Origin of the sequence: Stenotrophomonas sp. AR029, assembly GCF_047520695.2 — a bacterium.
GTDB lineage: Bacteria > Pseudomonadota > Gammaproteobacteria > Xanthomonadales > Xanthomonadaceae > Stenotrophomonas > Stenotrophomonas sepilia.
This window is the reverse complement of record NZ_JAXBQQ020000004.1, coordinates 1-17,024: the sequence shown is the minus strand read 5'-3', so window position 1 is coordinate 17,024 and position 17,024 is coordinate 1. Positions and strand designations below refer to the sequence as shown.

Genomic DNA, 17,024 nt, shown 5'->3' with positions numbered 1-17,024 from the left:
TGGAAATGATCCGCCAGGGCCTTGGCGCGCCGCTGATCGTGCTGGCCCTGCTGGCCATGGTCGTGGTGCCACTGGCCGCGCCTGTCCTCGATGCGCTGTTCACCTTCAACATCGCCATCTCGCTGATGGTGCTGCTGGCGGTGGTCTACGTGAAGCGCCCGCTGGATTTCACCATCTTCCCGATCGTGCTGTTGATCACGACCATGCTGCGGCTGGCGCTGAACGTGGCCTCCACCCGCGTGATCCTGCTCAATGGCCAGAACGGGCACGATGCCGCGGGCAAGGTCATCGCCGCCTTCGGTGAATTCGTGATCGGCGGCAACTACGCGGTCGGCATCGTGGTGTTCGCGATCCTGACCATCATCAACTTCGTGGTCATCACCAAGGGCGCCGGCCGCGTCTCGGAAGTGACCGCGCGCTTCATCCTGGACGCGATGCCCGGCAAGCAGATGGCGATCGACGCCGACCTCAACGCCGGTTTGCTGACGCGTGAAGAAGCCAAGCTGCGCCGCGAGGAAGTCCGCGAGGAAGCCGACTTCTACGGTGCGATGGACGGTGCCAGCAAGTTCATCCGCGGCGACGCCATCGCCGGCATCCTGATCCTGTTCATCAACATGCTCGGCGGCCTGGCCGTGGGCGTGCTGCAGCATGGCATGCCGTTCGGCGAAGCCGCCGCCACCTATACCCTGCTGTCGATCGGTGACGGCCTGGTGGCACAGCTGCCGGCGCTGCTGGTCTCCAGCGCGGTGGCGATGCTGGTCACCCGCGCCTCGCGCTCGCAGGACATGGCCCAGGCCATGACCGGGCAGGTGTTCGGCCAGTACCGGGCGCTGGCGATCACCGCCGGCATCATCGGCCTGGTGGGCCTGGTGCCGGGCATGCCCAACGTCGCTTTCCTGACGCTGGCCTCGATCCTTGGCTTCATCGCCTGGAAGCTGTATCGCAAGACCAAGGCACCGGCTGCCGATGCGACAGGCAGTGGCACCGATGCCGCCGCGCTCACTGCGCTCGGCCGCCCGGCCGCCGCGGCCCCCACTGCCGAACTGAGCTGGGACGAACTGCGCCCGGTCGATCCGCTGGGCCTGGAGGTCGGCTATCGGCTGATTCCGCTGGTGGACAGCAACCAGGGCGGCGAACTGATGGCGCGCATCAAGGGTGTGCGTCGCAAGCTGACCCAGGATGTCGGCTTCCTGATCCCGTCGGTGCACATCCGCGACAACCTGGAACTTCCCGCCAACGGCTACCGCGTGCTGGTGCACGGCGTACCGGTGGCCACCGCCGAGATCCACCCCGACCGCGAGCTGGCCCTGGATCCAGGCAGCGCGCTCGGCGCACTGGAGGGCATTGCCGGCAAGGATCCCGCGTTCGGCCTGGATGCCACCTGGATCCAGCCGCACCAGCGCGCCCAGGCCGAAACGCTGGGCTACACGGTGGTCGACCCGGCCACCGTGGTCGCCACCCATCTGTCGCACTTGATCCGCGAACACGCGCCGGAACTGCTCGGCCACGAAGAAGTGCAGCACCTGCTGGCCAACCTGGCCAAGAGCGCGCCCAAGCTCGTCGAAGATCTGACGCCCAAGGCGCTGCCGCTGTCGGCGGTGGTGCGCGTGCTGCAGAACCTGCTGGTCGAGCGCATTCCGATCCGCCAGCTGCGCAAGATCGCCGAGGCACTGGTCGAACATGCGCCCAGCAGCCAGGACCCGGCCGTGCTGACCGCCGCGGTGCGCACCGCACTGGGCCGCTTCATCGTGCAGGAGATCGCCGGAATGTCGGCGGAGCTGCCGGTGTTCACCCTCAACCCGCAATTGGAACGTGTCTTGCAGGAGTCCACGCAGGGCAACGGCGCCGCGCTGGAACCCGGACTCGCTGAGCGACTGCACCAGAGCCTGGCCGAATGTGTCAGCAAGCAGGAAGCCCGCAACGAGCCCGCGGTCGTGCTGGTACCTGGCCCGGTGCGCGCCGCGCTGGCCCGCCTGGTCCGCCACAGCGTTCCGTCGCTGTCGGTGCTGGCCTACAGCGAGGTGCCGGAGGACAAGCGCCTGAAGCTGGTCGGAACGATCAGCTGACGCCCGCCCGCCGATGCGCCAGAAAACAGACACCACTTTCGAACCAACGCAACTGACAGACACCAAGGGGAACCCGCACCGTGCAGACCACCGACCACCCGAGTTCCCCGACCGCCACCCCGCCGTCTTCGCCCCGTGACCACAGCATGAAAATCAAACGATTCGTCGCCGCCGACATGCGCTCGGCCATGAACCTGGTGCGCAAGGAACATGGTCCTGACGCCGTGATCCTGTCCAACCGCCGGATCGAGGAAGGCATCGAGATCGTCGCCGCCGCCAACTACGACGAGAGCGCGGTACAGCGTGCACTGGAAGCCTCGCGCCGTGACGTCGCACCGCCGCCGGCACCCAAGCCGCGCACCGCCGCCGACGCGGTGATCGCCGCCGTCACCCGCCGCCGCAGCAGCACCCCGGCACCGGAACCGGTTGCCGCCACCACCTCGGCGGTGGCCGCCCTCGCCCGTGCAGCAGTGGGCGCTACCGGCCGCACCCTCGACAGCGCCGACGAGATCGTGCCGACCCGCGGCAGCACCGGCTTCGCCGCCACGCTGGCACGCGCCGCCGTCAATGAACCGGCGCTGCCGGACCAGATCTTCGCCCCGTTCGCCGAAGCCATCGTCGCACCGGCACCCGCCAGCGCCACGCCGGCCAACCGCGCCCGCTTCCAGATCGACCCGCCGCACGAGGCGCATCACGAAAGCGCGGCCCCGGCCGTGCAGCCGCCGCCGCTGCCAACCGCAGCCCTGGCCGAAACGCAGCCGGAGGTCGCCGCAAGCGAACCGGCGCTGGCCGATGCCACCGTCGAAACCGCGCCGACGCCGACGCTCGCCCCAGCCCCGGTCCTGACCGTGGTCGCCCAGGACGACGCCGAGATCCGCCAGCTGCGCCAGGAAGTGGCCGGCATGCGCCAGGTGATCGAGCGCGAAATGAACCGCTTCACCGACGAGCGCCTGCGCGGCTGCCCGGTGCGCGCCACCGCGCTGGACCTGATGGACGAGTACGGCTTCGATGCTGGCCTGGCCCGCGACGTCGCCATGCAGATTCCGCTGGAGACCGAGGCGCACCGAGGCCGCGGCCTGATGCTGGGGCTGATCTCGCGCAAGCTGCCGATCGCCCCGGTCGACCCGCTGGAGGAAGGCGGCGTGATCGCGCTGGTAGGCCCGACCGGCGCCGGCAAGACCACCACCATCGCCAAGCTGGCCTCGCGCTTCGCCGAGAAGCACGCGCCGCGTGACGTCGCCCTGGTCACCACCGACACCACCCGCATCGGCGCCCGCGAGCAGCTGTATGGCTATGGCAGGCAGCTCGGCATCGCCGTCCACGAGGCCAACAGCGGCACCGACCTGGATCAGCTGCTGGAACGCCTGAAGGACTACAAGCTGGTACTGATCGACACCGCCGGGCTGGGCCCGCGCGACCGCGCGCTGGCCGCCCAGCTGCAGTGGCTGCGCGCCGCCCGCCAGGTGCGTACCCTGCTGGTGCTGCCGGCCAACACCAGCTTCGGCGACATGGACGAGGTGGTCCGCCGCTTCGGTGCCGCCAACCTGCAGGGCCTGGTGCTGAGCAAGCTGGACGAAACCGGCCGCTTCGGCAACGCCCTGTCGGTGGCCGTGGACCATGCCCTGCCGATCACCTGGGTGACCGATGGCCAGGACGTTCCGGACGACCTGCACCGGGCCAGTGCGGCCAATCTCGTACTTCGCCTTGAAGATTTGCGCCGAGCGGCCGATATGCCCTGCAACCCGGAGTTGAACCATGCCGTCGCGTGAGTACGCCAAGCTGACCAAGACCTTCCCGCTGTCGGCCACCCGCAGCGAGCCGCTCGGCCCTGTGCGCACCATCGCCGTGACCGGCGGCAAGGGCGGCGTGGGCAAGACCAACGTGTCGGCCAACCTGGCCGTGGCGCTGGCCGGCATGGGCAAGCGCACGCTGCTGCTGGACGCCGACCTCGGCCTGGCCAACATCGACGTGATCCTGGGCTTGAACCCCACCTTTACGCTGGCCGACCTGGTTGCCGGCCGCTGCTCGCTGGACGATGTCATCGTCGAAGGCCCGAACGGCGTGCTGGTGGTCCCGGCCGCGTCCGGCCGCCGGCACATGGCCGAGCTGGCCCCGGCCGAGCACGTCGGCCTGGTCAACGTGTTCTCCGAGCTGGAGCGCGAGCTGGACATCATGGTGGTGGACACCGCCGCGGGCATCACCGACGGCGTGCTGACCTTCTGCCAGGCCGCGCAGGACACCGTGGTGGTGGTCTGTGACGAGCCGGCTTCAATCACCGACGCCTACGCGCTGATCAAGGTGCTGTCGCGTGAACGGGGCGTGGACCGCGTCCAGGTGGTGGCCAACATGGTGCGCGACCCCAACGAGGGCCGCGTGCTGTACGAGAAGCTGACCCGCGTCTGCGAGAAGTTCCTCGCCGATGTCTCGCTGAACTACCTGGGCTGCGTGCCGCAGGATGACTGGCTGCGCCTGTCGGTGCAGCGCCAGCAGCCGGTGGTGAAGGCCTACCCGTCCAGCCCGTCCGCACTGGCGATTACCGAGATCGCGCGCCGCACGGCCCGCTGGCAGGCGCCGACCGAACCACGCGGCGGCGTCGAGTTCTTCCTCGAACGCATCCTCAAGCAGCGCGGGGTGGCGGCATGAAAGGCGCGGCCCAGTACAGGGAAGTCCAGCGCTCGGCGGCCAACGACGTCATCGCCCAGCACTCGGACCTGGTGCGGCGCATCGCCCACCATCTGGCCGCGCGCCTGCCGGCCAGCGTCGAAGTCGACGACCTGATCCAGGCGGGCATGATGGGCCTGATCGAGGCTTCGCGCAGCTACGACGCCGACCAGGGCGCCTCGTTCGAGACCTATGCCTCGATCCGTATCCGTGGCTCGATGATTGACGAGATCCGTCGTGGCGACTGGGTGCCGCGCTCGGTGCACCGCCGTGCACGCGATGCTGCGGCCACCATCCGCCGCCTGGAACAGAGCAGCGGCCGAGCCGCCAGCGCCACCGAAGTGGCCGCCGCGATGGAGATGCCACTGCCCGAGTACCTGCGCCTGATGGAAGACGCCGCGCGTGGCCAGGTGCTGAGCCTGGAGTCGCGCATCGAGGACCAGGGCGAGCTGGACACGGTCGCCCAGGGTGGCCCGACCCCGCAGCAGGTACTGGAGCGCAGCGAGTTCGGCCGCGAGCTGGGCAAGGCCATCGGCCATCTGCCCGAGCGCGAACAGCTGGTGCTCTCGCTCTACTACGAGCAGGAACTCAACCTGAAGGAGATCGGCGCGGTGCTCGGCGTGAGCGAGTCGCGGGTCTGCCAGATCCACGGCCAGGCCGTGCTGCGCCTGCGCGGCCGGCTGAAGGTATTCGAGGCCGTCGACGCCGGCCTCGAAGAATGAACATCCCCGAGGCAGCTGCCCCCGGCCGCCCGGAATGAACAACAAAGGAACTCTGCTTTGAACAAGAACATGCGCATCCTGATCGTGGACGACTTCTCGACCATGCGTCGCATCGTCAAGAACCTGCTGGGCGATCTGGGCTTCACCAACACCGCCGAAGCCGAGGACGGGCATGCCGCGCTGTCGCTGCTGCAGAGCCAGCCGTTCGATTTCGTGGTCACCGACTGGAACATGCCGGTCATGACCGGCATCGAGCTGCTCAAGGCGATTCGTGCCGACGCCAAGCTGAAGACCCTGCCGGTGCTGATGGTCACCGCCGAAGCCAAGCGCGAGCAGATCATCGAAGCGGCCCAGAACGGCGTGAACGGCTACATCATCAAGCCGTTCACCGCGCAGACGCTGGAAGAGAAGCTCGGCAAGATCTTCGAACGCCTGGCGGCCAGTGCCTGATGGATACCACGGTCGACAGGAATGCCCTCGCCCTGCGCCTGCAGGAAGCACTGGACGCACTGGAGTCCGGTGACGAAACCGCCTGGCGGCAACGCATCGACGGACTGGTCGCGCTGCGCACGCAGCCGATGATGAGCGGTCTCTCGCGGCTGGCCCGCGAGCTCGGGCAGGCCCTGGGTGAACTGCCGACCGTGCCCAGCGAGGCCGGCGAACTGGACGATGCCTGCGCACGCCTGGACCACGTGGTGGCGATGACCGAACAGGCGACGCACCGCACCTTGGACCTGGCCGAGGAATGCCGCAGCCTGACCGAACAGCTGCGCGCCGAAGGCCTGCAGCCCGGCCAGGATGCACAGCTCGAGCGCATCCGCCACAACCTCACCGAGATCGCCCTGACCCAGAGCTACCAGGACCTGACGGGGCAGATCATCCGTCGCGTGGTCGGCATCGTCCGCCGTGTGCATGAGGGCTTCGGCGCGCTCGGCCTGCCGCCGGAACAGCATCGCACCGATCCGGAACTGGCCGGGCCGGCACTGAAGGGACTGGACCGCCACGCGGTCTCGCAGAACGACGCCGACGACCTGCTGTCGGACCTGGGGCTGTAAGCATGAGCGCGGTATCCGACGACATCACTGCCGATTTCATCATCGAGGCGCAGGAAATCCTGGATCGCCTGGGCGAACAGCTGGTGTCGCTGGAGCAGGCACCACAGGACACCGAGCAGCTCAACGCGGTGTTCCGGGGCTACCACACGCTCAAGGGCGGCGCCGGCTTCCTCGGCGTCACCGCCATGGTCGAGTTGTGCCACGCCGCCGAAGAAGCGCTGGGCATCGCGCGCGCGGGCCAGGCCGTGCTGCAGGCCCATCACTTCGATGCCGCCCAGCAATCGCTGGACTACCTGCAAGCGATGCTGGATGCAGTTTCCTCCGGCACCGAGCCGGGCTATGCGCCGCCGGAGCTGATCGCCCAGTTCGACATGCACGGAGGCGCCACCGCGCCGGCCGCCCCGACCGCCGTAGCGGCGGCCGGTAGCGGCGACCTGATCACCGACGACGAATTCGAGGCCCTGCTCGACCAGCTGCACGGTGGTAACGCGCCGACTGCGGTCGCGCCGGCAAGGAAGGCTGACGACGGCCTGATCAGCGAAGACGAGTTCGAAGCCCTGCTCGACCAGCTGCACGGTGGCGCCGCACCCGGCGCCAAGCCCATCGCTGCGGTAGCGCCCGCACCGATCGCGGCACCACGCCCACTGGCCGCACCGGCCGCACCGGCAACTGCAGCGGCGACCAAGCCGGCCGCCAAGCCGCTGGCCGAAGCCGAACATACCGTGCGCGTGGACACCAAGCGCCTGGACGCGATTGTCAATCTGATCGGCGAACTGGTGCTGTCACGCAACCGGCTCAAGACCCTGCGTGCGCGCCTGCGCGACGAGGAACTGGACCGCGCCGTGTCCACCCTGGACATCGCCACCGCGCGCCTGCAGTCGGCGGTGATGCGTACCCGCATGCAGCCGGTGGGCAAGGTCTTCTCGCGCTTCCCCAAGGTCGCCCGAGACGTTGCCCGCTCGCTGAAGAAGGAAGTGGACCTGGAGCTGATCGGTGCCGAGACCGAGCTCGACCGCAACCTGGTCGAAGCGCTGGCCGACCCGCTGGTGCACCTGGTCCGCAACGCCATCGACCATGGCGTGGAAATGCCCGATCTGCGCGAAGCACAGGGCAAGCCGCGGATGGGCCATGTACGCCTGTCGGCCCAGCAGGAAGGCGACTACGTCAGCATTGAAGTGCAGGACGACGGTGCCGGCATCGATCCGGAGAAGCTGCGCGCGAAGGCACGCGAGAAGGGCCTGATCGATCCGGAGGCCGCCGCCCGCCTGAGCAGCGAGGAGTGCCTGCACCTGGTGTTCCTGCCCGGCTTCTCGACCAAGCAGCAGGTCACGGATATCTCCGGCCGCGGCGTTGGCATGGACGTGGTGCAGTCGCGCATCCGCGAACTGAGTGGCCAGATCCAGATCCAGTCGGAGCTGGGCCGCGGCAGCCGCTTCCTGATCCGCGTGCCGCTCACCCTGGCGATCCTGCCGACCCTGCTGGTGCAAGCCGGCGAAGACGTCTATGCGCTGCCGCTGGCGCGCGTGATGGAAGTGCTGCACGCACCGCGCACCTCGCTGGGCTGGTTCGATGGCCGCGCCGTGCTCGACCGCCGTTCGCACACGCTGCCACTGGTCGATCTGCGCCAGTGGCTGGATGTGACGCCCGCCGCGTCGACCCTGCTGACCATCGTGGTGCTGCAGGCCGGCGAAGCGCGCTTCGGCCTGGTCGTGGACCAGGTCCGTGGGCGCGAGGAAGTGGTCATCAAGCCACTGCCGAAAGCCCTGCGCGGCCTGCGCGGTTACGCCGGTGCAACCCTGATCGGCGATGGTCGCATGGCGCTGATCCTGGATGTGGACGGCCTGCGCAGCCCGCACGACTGACCCGCTTGCTGAACCCGTAAAACCGTGAAGTCGCACCAGTAGCCTGTACCGGTGTCTCAAGTCCCATTCATACAAGCCGATACCGGATCCATGGATAGACTCAGCCTCATTGGACTCTTTCTCGCCCTGGCCTCGCTGGTCGGCGGCAGCATCCTCAAGGGCGCCGGCCTGGCGTCGCTGTGGTCGCCTGCGGCGTTTGTGATCGTCATCGTCGGCACCGTAGCCGCGATCCTGCTGCACACCTCGCCGGCGGTGTTCAAGCACGCGTTCAGCATCGTGCGCTGGGTCGTGCGTCCACCGCACAGCGACCGCCGCGAGCTGATCCAGCAGATCGTCGAGTGGAGCAACATCGCCCGCCGCCAGGGCCTGCTGGGCCTGGAATCGCAGGTGGAAGCGCAGCAGGACCCGTTCCTGCGCAAGGGCCTGCAGCTACTGGTGGACGGCGTCGAGCCCGAATCCATGCGGCACATGCTGGAAATCGAACTGGGCAGCCAGGAGCACCAGGACCAGGCCGGCGCCAAGGTGTTCGAGGCGATGGGCATCTATGCACCGACGCTCGGCATCATCGGTGCCGTGCTGGGCCTGATCGCGGTGATGAAGAACCTGGCCGACCCGAGCAAGCTCGGCCACGGCATCGCCGCCGCGTTCACCGCCACCATCTACGGCATCGCTTCGGCCAACCTGCTGTTCCTGCCGATCGCCGCCAAGCTCAAGAGTGTGATCTCGCACAACACGCGCGACCGCGAGATGGTCATCGAAGGCCTGATCTCGATCGCCCAGGGCGAGAACCCGCGCAACATCGAAACCAACCTCTCCGGCTTCCTGCACTGACATGGCCCGCCGCAAGCACCACGAAGAGCACGCCAACCACGAAGCATGGGCGATCCCCTATGCCGATCTGATGACGCTGCTGCTCGCCTTCTTCGTGGTCATGTACGCGATCTCCTCGGTGAACGAGGGCAAGTACCGGATCATGGCCGACGCGCTGACCGATGCCTTCGGTGGCGCACCGCGCACCATCAACCCGGTGCAGGTGGGCAACAAGCAGGTGCAGGGCGGCGGCTGGGACAGCCCCTCGGTGATCAAGTCCGGCACCAAGATCGGTCCCTCCGCGCCGGCGCCCTCGCACGACCCGACCCTGCTGCCGTCGATGGCCTCGCAGATGCGCATGCCGGTGTCGGTGCACAACCAGGAGCAGATCGCCCGTGCCGAGCGCCAGCTCAACACGATTGCCGATCGCCTCACCGCCGCACTGGCGCCGCTGATCGACCGCGGCATGATCAGCGTGCGCCGCACCGAACTGTGGATCGAAGTCGAGATCAACAGCGACATCCTGTTCCCCACCGGCTCGGCCGCGCTTGACGTGCATGCGCGGCAGACCCTGGCCAGCCTGGCCGAGGTGCTGCGCGACGTACCCAACAGCGTGCGCGTGGAAGGCCACACCGACAACGTGCCGATCGCCACCGCCACTTTCCCGTCGAACTGGGAACTGTCGGCCGGGCGCGCAGCCAGCGTAGTGCACCTGTTCGCCGACCAGGGCGTGCAGCCGTCGCGGCTGGCGATGGTCGGCTATGGCCAGTTCCGCCCGCGCGAAGAGAACGACAGCGCGCAGGGCCGCAACCGCAACCGCCGGGTGATGGTCATCATCCTGGCCGACACGTCGCACTCGGTGGATCCGCTCGGCCAACGCCTGAACGCAGCCACCGGCGCCACCGACAGCACCGTCACCGAACAGGCCGACGCAACTCCGGCCAGCGCCCCCACCTCCCCCATCGCACCGGTGAAGTTGCCGCCGATGCCGGCTGGCAGCCGCGTCGGCGCCGCCGTTCCCCCGGCAATGAAGGAGTAATCCGATGCGCATCTGGGCAGTCGCCAACCAGAAGGGCGGAGTCGGCAAGACCACCACCACCCTCGCCCTCGGCCGCGGTCTGGCCGCGCTCGGCCATCGCGTGCTGCTGATCGACCTCGATCCGCATGCCTCGCTCAGCCGCGCCTTCGGCGTGCCGGTGGACCCGCCGCCGGCCGGCGTACTGGAATTGTTCGGCACACCGCCAGCGGACCTGTCCAGCCTGTGCCATGCCAGCAACATCCATGGCCTGGACTACGTCTGCGCACAGTCGGCGCTGGCCACGCTGGAACGCCGCAGCGCCAACCAGCCCGGCCTCGGCTTGGCCCTGCAGAACGCGCTGGCGCGCCACCAGGGCCAGCACGACTACATCCTGCTGGACTGCGCACCCACCCTCGGCCTGCTGATGATCAACGCACTGGCTGCCGCCGATCGCCTGATCATCCCGACCCAGGCCGAACCCCTGGCCCTGCACGGCCTGGATGGCATGGTCCGCACCGGCGAGATGGTCGAGCGTTCGCGCCGCCGCCTGCTGCCGATCTCGATCCTGCCGACCCTGTTCGACCGACGCACCCGCGCCGGCAACGAGTCGCTGCGCACCATGCAGGACCGCCATGGCAGCCGCGTGTGGGAAGACGCCATTCCGATCGATACCCGCATCAGCAACGCCGCCGGGCTGACCCTGCCGAGCGCCGGCGAGGACTACCCGGGCCGTGGCCTGGCCGCCTACCGGCGCGCCTTGAACTGGATCCTCGGCGAGGATGCCCGCGCCCTGGAGCAGGCCGCATGAACAGCACCGGCATCCTCGACGATTACCTGGACGAACTGCTGGGCGAAGCGATGGTCGCGCCGCCGCCTGCCGTGCTGCCGCACGCAGGCGCCGGGCAAGGCCCGGCGATCGAAGCAGTCGCCGAACGCGAACCGACCTGGGACGACCTGCCGGCCGAAGTGATCTACGAAACCGAAACCATCGCCGCCACGCCGAGCGGGGACAGCGCTGCGCTGGAAGCCGCCTTCGAGAGCGCCGCACCACCCACGCGCGAACCCACCTGGGATGACCTGCCCGCCGAGGTGATCTACGAAACAGAATCCGTCGCCGCCGCGCAAAGCCGGGACGACGCAGCACTGGAAGCGGCCTTCGAGAGCGCTGCCGCTTCCGGTAGCGCTGGGCAGGGTCCGGCGGGAGAAGCGGTTTCCGAACGCGAGCCGACCTGGGATGACCTGCCTGAGGAGGTCATCCACGAAACCGCGCCGGCACCCGCCGTCGTTGCAAACGCCGGTCCGGAACCTACCTGGGACGACCTGCCGGACGAGGTGATCTACGAGACCGATCCGGCCGACAGCCATCGCCTCGCCCACACCGACAGCCCCGGCCTGCAGGCCGCGTTCGAAGCGGCCGCCGGTGGCGAAGACGTAGCCACGCCACCGCCCGCCGTGGTCGCAGCTCCGGTGGCCCCGACGGTTGCACCTGCAGCCCCGGCCCCGGCCGCGCGCACCGCCACTCCGCCGCCGCGCGCCGCCGTCGATGCCCCGGCAGGCAACCGTCCCGGCACCTGGCAGGAGCTGCAGGCGCAGGCCCACCAACCGGCTCGCAGCCCGCATCCGCAGAACCGACGCGCCGGCGAACGCACTTCACGCTGGCTGCGCCTTCGCTGCGGCACCCAGGCCTATGCGCTGGAACTGCTGAAGGTGCAGGAAGTGGTGCTGCCGGTGCCGCTGCTGCCACTGCGTGGCACTGCAGCGGCCATGCTCGGCATCATGAACCTGCGCGGCCAGGTGGTACCGGTGATGGATCTGGGCCTGCACCTTGGCGCCGCGGCCGCCGAAGACGACGCACAGACCCGCATCGTGGTCCTGGAGGAGGACGGCGAAACCATCGGCCTGCGCGTGTCAGCGGTCGAAGATGTCGCCAACCTCACCGATTCGCAGATCGAACCGCCCGATACCGCGCGCATCTGCCAGATCTCAAACGACCTGTTCCGCGGCGTGGCCCGGGTCAGCCAGCGGCCGATGATCCTGCTCGACGCCACCCGGCTGTTGAGCTGAGCCGCCAAGAAAAAGGGGACGGAGGGGATTAAGTCGCGACTGACCCGGCGCTTTGCGCCGAAGGGGTGCCTGTCGGGGACGCAAGGAGTTGATCCGTTGGATCAACACCTTACGTCCCCACTGCGCGGTCGCCGTTGCCGAGGGAGCTGCAGTAGAGCCAGGTCGATTGCGACTTGATTCCCTCCGTCCCCTTTTAAGCAGCGACCGCATCGACGTACCGCGTCGATTCTTCTAAAGAACCCCACCGGGGTGCCGTTATGGATCACGGAACCGTTTGTCCGGAGCAACGATGAGCACTGTCGAACTGGGTGGGGATCTCGGCATCGAGAGCACTACCGAGCTCAAGAACCGCCTCGCCCCACTCGTGGACCAGGCTGGCGAGCTGACCCTGGATGCCAGCCAGGTCGCCCGCATCCACACGGCCGCCGTGCAGGTGCTGTGTGCGTTCGTGCAGGCCCGCCGCGAGGCAGGCCTGGGCACCGGCTTCCACGGTTGCACTGCAACCTTCAGTGACGCCGCGCGCCTGCTGGGCGTCACCCAGGCCCTGGGCCTGGACGTAACCCATGACAACCTGAAATCTGTGGAGAACGCTGCATGAGCGCACGTATCTTGGTGGTGGACGATTCGGCGTCGATGCGCCAGATGGTGTCCTTCGCCCTCACCTCGGCCGGTTTTGCCGTCGAAGAAGCTGAAGACGGCGCGGTCGCGCTCGGTCGTGCCAAGGGCCAGCGCTTCAATGCGGTGGTGACCGACGTCAACATGCCGAACATGGACGGCATCGCGCTGATCCGCGAACTGCGCCAGCTGCCGGACTACAAGTTCACCCCGCTGCTGATGCTGACCACCGAATCGGCCGCCGACAAGAAGTCCGAAGGCAAGGCCGCCGGTGCCACCGGCTGGCTGGTCAAGCCGTTCAATCCCGAACAGCTGGTCGCCACCGTGCAGAAAGTGCTGGGCTGATCGCCCGGCGCCGCTCCCCCTCTTCGCTTCCGGATCACCACTGCCATGAGCATGGACCTGCAACGCTTCCACGCCACCTTCTTCGAGGAGAGCCGCGAAGGCCTCGATGCGATGGAGGCTGGCCTGCTGGCCCTGGAATCGGGGCAGCAGGACGCGGAGATCATCAATTCGGTATTCCGCGCCGCCCACTCGATCAAGGGCGGCGCCGGCACCTTCGGCTTCGACGCGATCGCCGGCCTGACCCACGTGCTGGAAACGCTGCTCGATGAGCTGCGCGCCGGCAAGCGGGCCCTGGAAGGCCACGCCGTCGACGCCATGCTGTCCTCGGTGGACGTGCTGCGCGCCCTGCTGCGCGAAGCCGAACACGGCCAGGCTGCCGATCCGGCTGCAGTCGCTGCGGTGAAGGCGCGCCTGGAAGCGGTTCTTTCCGGCCAGGCCGCAGCGAGCGCCCCGTCGGCCGCCGCAGCCAAGGTGGACGATACGCCGGAAGCCTGGCAGATCGGTTTCACTCCGGCGCCGTCGCTGTTCATGAGCGGCAACGATCCGCTTCGCATCATCCGCGAACTGGAACACCTCGGTTCGCTGCAGGTCGCCGCGCGCATGGAGCGCCTGCCGGGCTTCGCCCAGCTTGATCCGCTCGAAGCGCATCTTGCGTGGGACCTGGGCCTGGTTGGCAAGGTGCCGCGCAGCAAGATCGAAGACACCTTCGCCTGGGTGCTGGACGATTGCGAGCTGGACATCCGTCCCGCCGCGCCGCCGAGCCTGGCCACCCAGGCGCCGGCCGCGGCGGCTCCCGCTCCGGTCGCAGCGGCCCCGTCTGCACCTGCCACGCCTGCTGCCAACGGTGGTGCCAGCCAGGAAGCGGAAACCTCGATCCGCGTCAGCGTCGACAAGGTCGATGCGCTGATCAACCTGGTTGGCGAACTGGTCATCACCCAGGCCATGCTCAAGCAGGTCTCGCACGCACTGGACCCGGTCCACGCCGAGAGCCTGTTCGCTGGCCTGGACCAGCTTGAACGCAACACCCGCGACCTGCAGGAAGCGGTGATCGGCGTGCGCATGCTGCCCGTCGATGCGGTGTTCCGCCGCTTCCCGCGCCTGGTTCGTGACCTGTCCAGCCGCCTCGGCAAGCAGGTGCGCCTGCGCACCGTCGGCGAAGGCACCGAACTGGACAAGGGTCTGATCGAAAAGATCGCCGATCCGCTGGTGCACCTGGTGCGCAACTCGATCGACCACGGCCTGGAAATGCCCGACGTCCGCCGCGGTGCGGGCAAGGACGAGACCGGCACGATCACGCTGGCAGCTTCGCATCAGGGCGGCCATATCGTCATCGAAGTCAGCGACGACGGTCGCGGCCTGGACCGCGCCAAGATCCTGGCCAAGGCTCACGAACGCGGCCTGGCCGTGCCGGACAACCCGACCGATTCGCAGGTCTGGGACCTGATCTTCCAACCTGGCTTCTCCACGGCCGATGCGGTCACCGACCTGTCCGGGCGTGGCGTCGGCATGGACGTGGTCCGCCGCAACATCCAGGCACTGGGCGGCGAGGTGCAGATCGAAAGCAGCCTCGGTACCGGCACCCGCACGCTGATCCGCCTGCCGCTGACCCTGGCCATCCTCGATGGCATGACGGTGGCCGTGGCCGGCGAAACCCTGATCCTGCCGCTTGCCTACGTGCTTGAGGCGTTGCAGCCGCAGCCCGAGGATATCCGCAGCATGGCCGGCGAAGGCCGCGTGCTGCGCGTGCGCGGCGAGTACCTGCCGATCCTGTCGTTGAGCGAGTACTACGGCTACGGCAACCGCGCACCGGGCAGCGAATCGCTGGTGGTGGTGGTGGAAGGCGATGGCCAGAAAATCGCGCTGGAAGTGGACGAACTGGTCGGCCAGCAGCAGGTGGTGGTGAAGAACATCGAGAACAACTACCGCCGTATCGGCGGGGTGTCCGGTGCCACCATCCTTGGCGACGGCCGCGTCGCGTTGATCGTCGACATCGGCGGACTGGTGCGCTCGCTGCGGATGCCGCAGGCCGCCTGATCCACGCCGCATGCGGGTAATGGACCGCCGCCCTTCGGGGCGGCGGTTTTGTTTGTGTGCTCCATTCCAGCCGGGGTCAGATCCCTTTTCAGGGAAAAGGGATCTGACCCCATCCCTTCTGTGAACTCCGTCGAGGCGATGGTTTCGCGCGCAACCACGTCATCCGAGCGCAAGCCCCGCCAGACCAGCACTTTCGCGCCGTCATCCCTACGCAACCGAATGTGATCTGCGTCCATAAAGTCCGCGCGGACGGCGCCGTTATTTCGCTTTGACGGTCGTCACCGAACCCCACCGGGCACCCCCGTTCGCTCTGCAACCACCCCCGAACCGGCGCACAGACGCCGGCACTCTGCCCACCTGGAGCACCCTGCATGAAGTGGTTCCAAGATCTGCCCATCGCCCGCAAGCTGGCCGTGGGGTTCACCCTCACCACCTTGATGACCCTGATCCTCGGCGCCTTCGCACTGGTGCGCCTGAGCGAGGCCAACGCGCAGTTGCGCGAGATGGCTGGCAACGATATCCCCTCGGTCCAGCACCTGGGCGAGGCACGCTCGCAGCTGGGCGAGTTCCGCACCTACGAACTGGCCCAGCTGAGCATGCTCGACCAGCCGGACAAGGTCGCCGACTACAACAAGCGCATGGACGACACCGCCAAGGCCGTGCATGACGAGTTGGCGGCGTACGCGGCGCTGCCGGCGCTGGACAAGGAGCGTGAACTGTATCGCGCGGCCAGCGCGCAGCTGGACCGCTACTTCGCCGCAAACAAGGCGATGCGCGACGCCGTGGCCGCCGGTGATGGCACACAGGCCCAGCAGATCTCCGACGAGCAGTCGCGCCCGGCGCGTCGCGACCTCTTCGCTGCAATGAAGGCACTGGGAACCCACATCGCCGGCCAGATGGACGGCAAGATTGCCGACGCCAACGCCACCCACCGCACCAGCATGATTGCCATCATCGGCTGCATCGTGCTGCTGTCGCTGGTCGCTGCCGCGCTGGCCATCGTCATCTCGCGGGCAGTGACCGGCCCACTCGGCAAGGCCGTGCATGCCATCCAGGCCGTTGCCCGCGGTGATCTCAGCGTCAGCACCCAAGCCACCAGCAAGGATGAAGCCGGCAGGATGCTCGCTGCCACCGCCGAGATGACGGCGATGCTGCGACGCTTCAGCGAGCAGACACAGCTGATGGCACAGATGCACGCTGGCCCGGACATCAGCCATCGCATCCCGGAAGATTTCCCGGGTGTCTACGGCCAGCTGGCCAACGGCATCAACACGGTGATCTTCGAGCACCTCGATGCGATCGTCGATGCCATTGAAGTACTCAACCAGTACGCCATCGGCAACCTGAGCCCTGACGCACGCCGCCTGCCCGGCAGCCGCGCGATCCTGCACGAATCCATGGACGCGGCCAAGGCCAGCCTGCTGGCCATCAATTCGCAGATCCAGCACCTGGCTGCGGCGGCCGCCGCCGGTGACTTCAGCCAGCGCGGCGACGCACAGCGGTTCCAGCACGACTTCAAGCTGATGATCGAGCACCTCAACACCATGATGCAGGTGGCTGACGGCAACCTGGGCCAGCTCTCGCAGCTGCTGCAGTCGATCGCCACCGGCGACCTGACCGCGCGCATGGAAGGTCAGTTCAATGGCGTGTTCGCCCGCATGCGTGATGATGCCAACACCACGGTCGCGCAGCTGACCCAGATCGTCGGCCAGATCCAGGCCAGCGCCTCCAGCATCACCCTGGCCGCCGGCGAGATCGCCTCGGGCAACAGC

General features: G+C 68.1%; 15 protein-coding genes. All 15 read left to right on the top strand.

The genetic code is table 11. The features are described from left to right. Nucleotides 1-5 precede the first annotated feature (5 nt). Entirely contained in the window at nt 6-2,066 is a 2,061-nt protein-coding gene (flhA, locus tag ACM0PB_RS14060) for a flagellar biosynthesis protein FlhA (RefSeq protein WP_171956125.1), read from the top strand. Nucleotides 2,067-2,212: 146 nt separating this feature from the next. Beyond that, nucleotides 2,213-3,835 carry a flagellar biosynthesis GTPase FlhF gene (gene flhF / locus ACM0PB_RS14055; protein ID WP_065196750.1) on the top strand — a complete coding sequence of 541 codons (1,623 nt, stop codon included), beginning with the start codon at nt 2,213-2,215 and terminating at the stop codon, nt 3,833-3,835. Then, nucleotides 3,822-4,709 carry a MinD/ParA family ATP-binding protein gene (locus tag ACM0PB_RS14050; protein ID WP_032959426.1) on the top strand — a complete coding sequence of 296 codons (888 nt, stop codon included), beginning with the start codon at nt 3,822-3,824 and terminating at the stop codon, nt 4,707-4,709. The genes flhF and ACM0PB_RS14050 overlap by 14 nt, the downstream gene beginning before the upstream one ends. Next, complete coding sequence (locus ACM0PB_RS14045; protein WP_053498623.1) at nt 4,706-5,449, top strand: RNA polymerase sigma factor FliA; 744 nt, start codon at nt 4,706-4,708, stop codon at nt 5,447-5,449. Before ACM0PB_RS14050 ends, ACM0PB_RS14045 begins: the two co-directional genes overlap by 4 nt. Nucleotides 5,450-5,506: 57 nt before the next feature. Then, entirely contained in the window at nt 5,507-5,899 is a 393-nt protein-coding gene (cheY, locus tag ACM0PB_RS14040) for a chemotaxis response regulator CheY (protein WP_005413247.1), read from the top strand. Beyond that, a complete protein-coding gene (locus ACM0PB_RS14035) occupies nt 5,899-6,504 on the top strand; it encodes a protein phosphatase CheZ (RefSeq protein ID WP_005416422.1) in 606 nt (201 codons plus the stop codon). Before cheY ends, ACM0PB_RS14035 begins: the two co-directional genes overlap by 1 nt. Before the next feature lie 2 nt (nt 6,505-6,506). Further along, on the top strand, nt 6,507-8,366 hold the full coding sequence (locus ACM0PB_RS14030) for a chemotaxis protein CheA (RefSeq protein ID WP_329889523.1): 1,860 nt from the start codon (nt 6,507-6,509) through the stop codon (nt 8,364-8,366). 90 nt (nt 8,367-8,456) lie between these two features. Beyond that, nucleotides 8,457-9,197 carry a flagellar motor protein gene (locus ACM0PB_RS14025; RefSeq protein ID WP_049413360.1) on the top strand — a complete coding sequence of 247 codons (741 nt, stop codon included), beginning with the start codon at nt 8,457-8,459 and terminating at the stop codon, nt 9,195-9,197. A 1-nt stretch (nt 9,198) separates the two neighbouring features. Beyond that, nucleotides 9,199-10,215, top strand: coding sequence for a flagellar motor protein MotD (gene motD, locus ACM0PB_RS14020; RefSeq protein ID WP_414604804.1), 1,017 nt, complete (start codon nt 9,199-9,201; stop codon nt 10,213-10,215). 4 nt (nt 10,216-10,219) lie between these two features. Beyond that, nucleotides 10,220-11,002: a ParA family protein gene (locus ACM0PB_RS14015; RefSeq protein ID WP_065184912.1), complete on the top strand. Its 783-nt coding sequence runs from the start codon at nt 10,220-10,222 to the stop codon at nt 11,000-11,002. Further along, entirely contained in the window at nt 10,999-12,258 is a 1,260-nt protein-coding gene (locus tag ACM0PB_RS14010; protein ID WP_065184914.1) for a chemotaxis protein CheW, read from the top strand. Before ACM0PB_RS14015 ends, ACM0PB_RS14010 begins: the two co-directional genes overlap by 4 nt. Before the next feature lie 289 nt (nt 12,259-12,547). After that, entirely contained in the window at nt 12,548-12,856 is a 309-nt protein-coding gene (locus tag ACM0PB_RS14005; protein WP_065184917.1) for an STAS domain-containing protein, read from the top strand. Then, complete coding sequence (locus ACM0PB_RS14000; RefSeq protein ID WP_005409521.1) at nt 12,853-13,218, top strand: response regulator; 366 nt, start codon at nt 12,853-12,855, stop codon at nt 13,216-13,218. Before ACM0PB_RS14005 ends, ACM0PB_RS14000 begins: the two co-directional genes overlap by 4 nt. A 45-nt stretch (nt 13,219-13,263) precedes the next feature. Then, nucleotides 13,264-15,252: a chemotaxis protein CheA gene (locus tag ACM0PB_RS13995; RefSeq protein ID WP_005416415.1), complete on the top strand. Its 1,989-nt coding sequence runs from the start codon at nt 13,264-13,266 to the stop codon at nt 15,250-15,252. Between the two features lie 371 nt (nt 15,253-15,623). Beyond that, nucleotides 15,624-17,024: MCP four helix bundle domain-containing protein (locus tag ACM0PB_RS13990; protein WP_495495127.1), on the top strand; the 1,401-nt coding region annotated here is incomplete at its 3' end.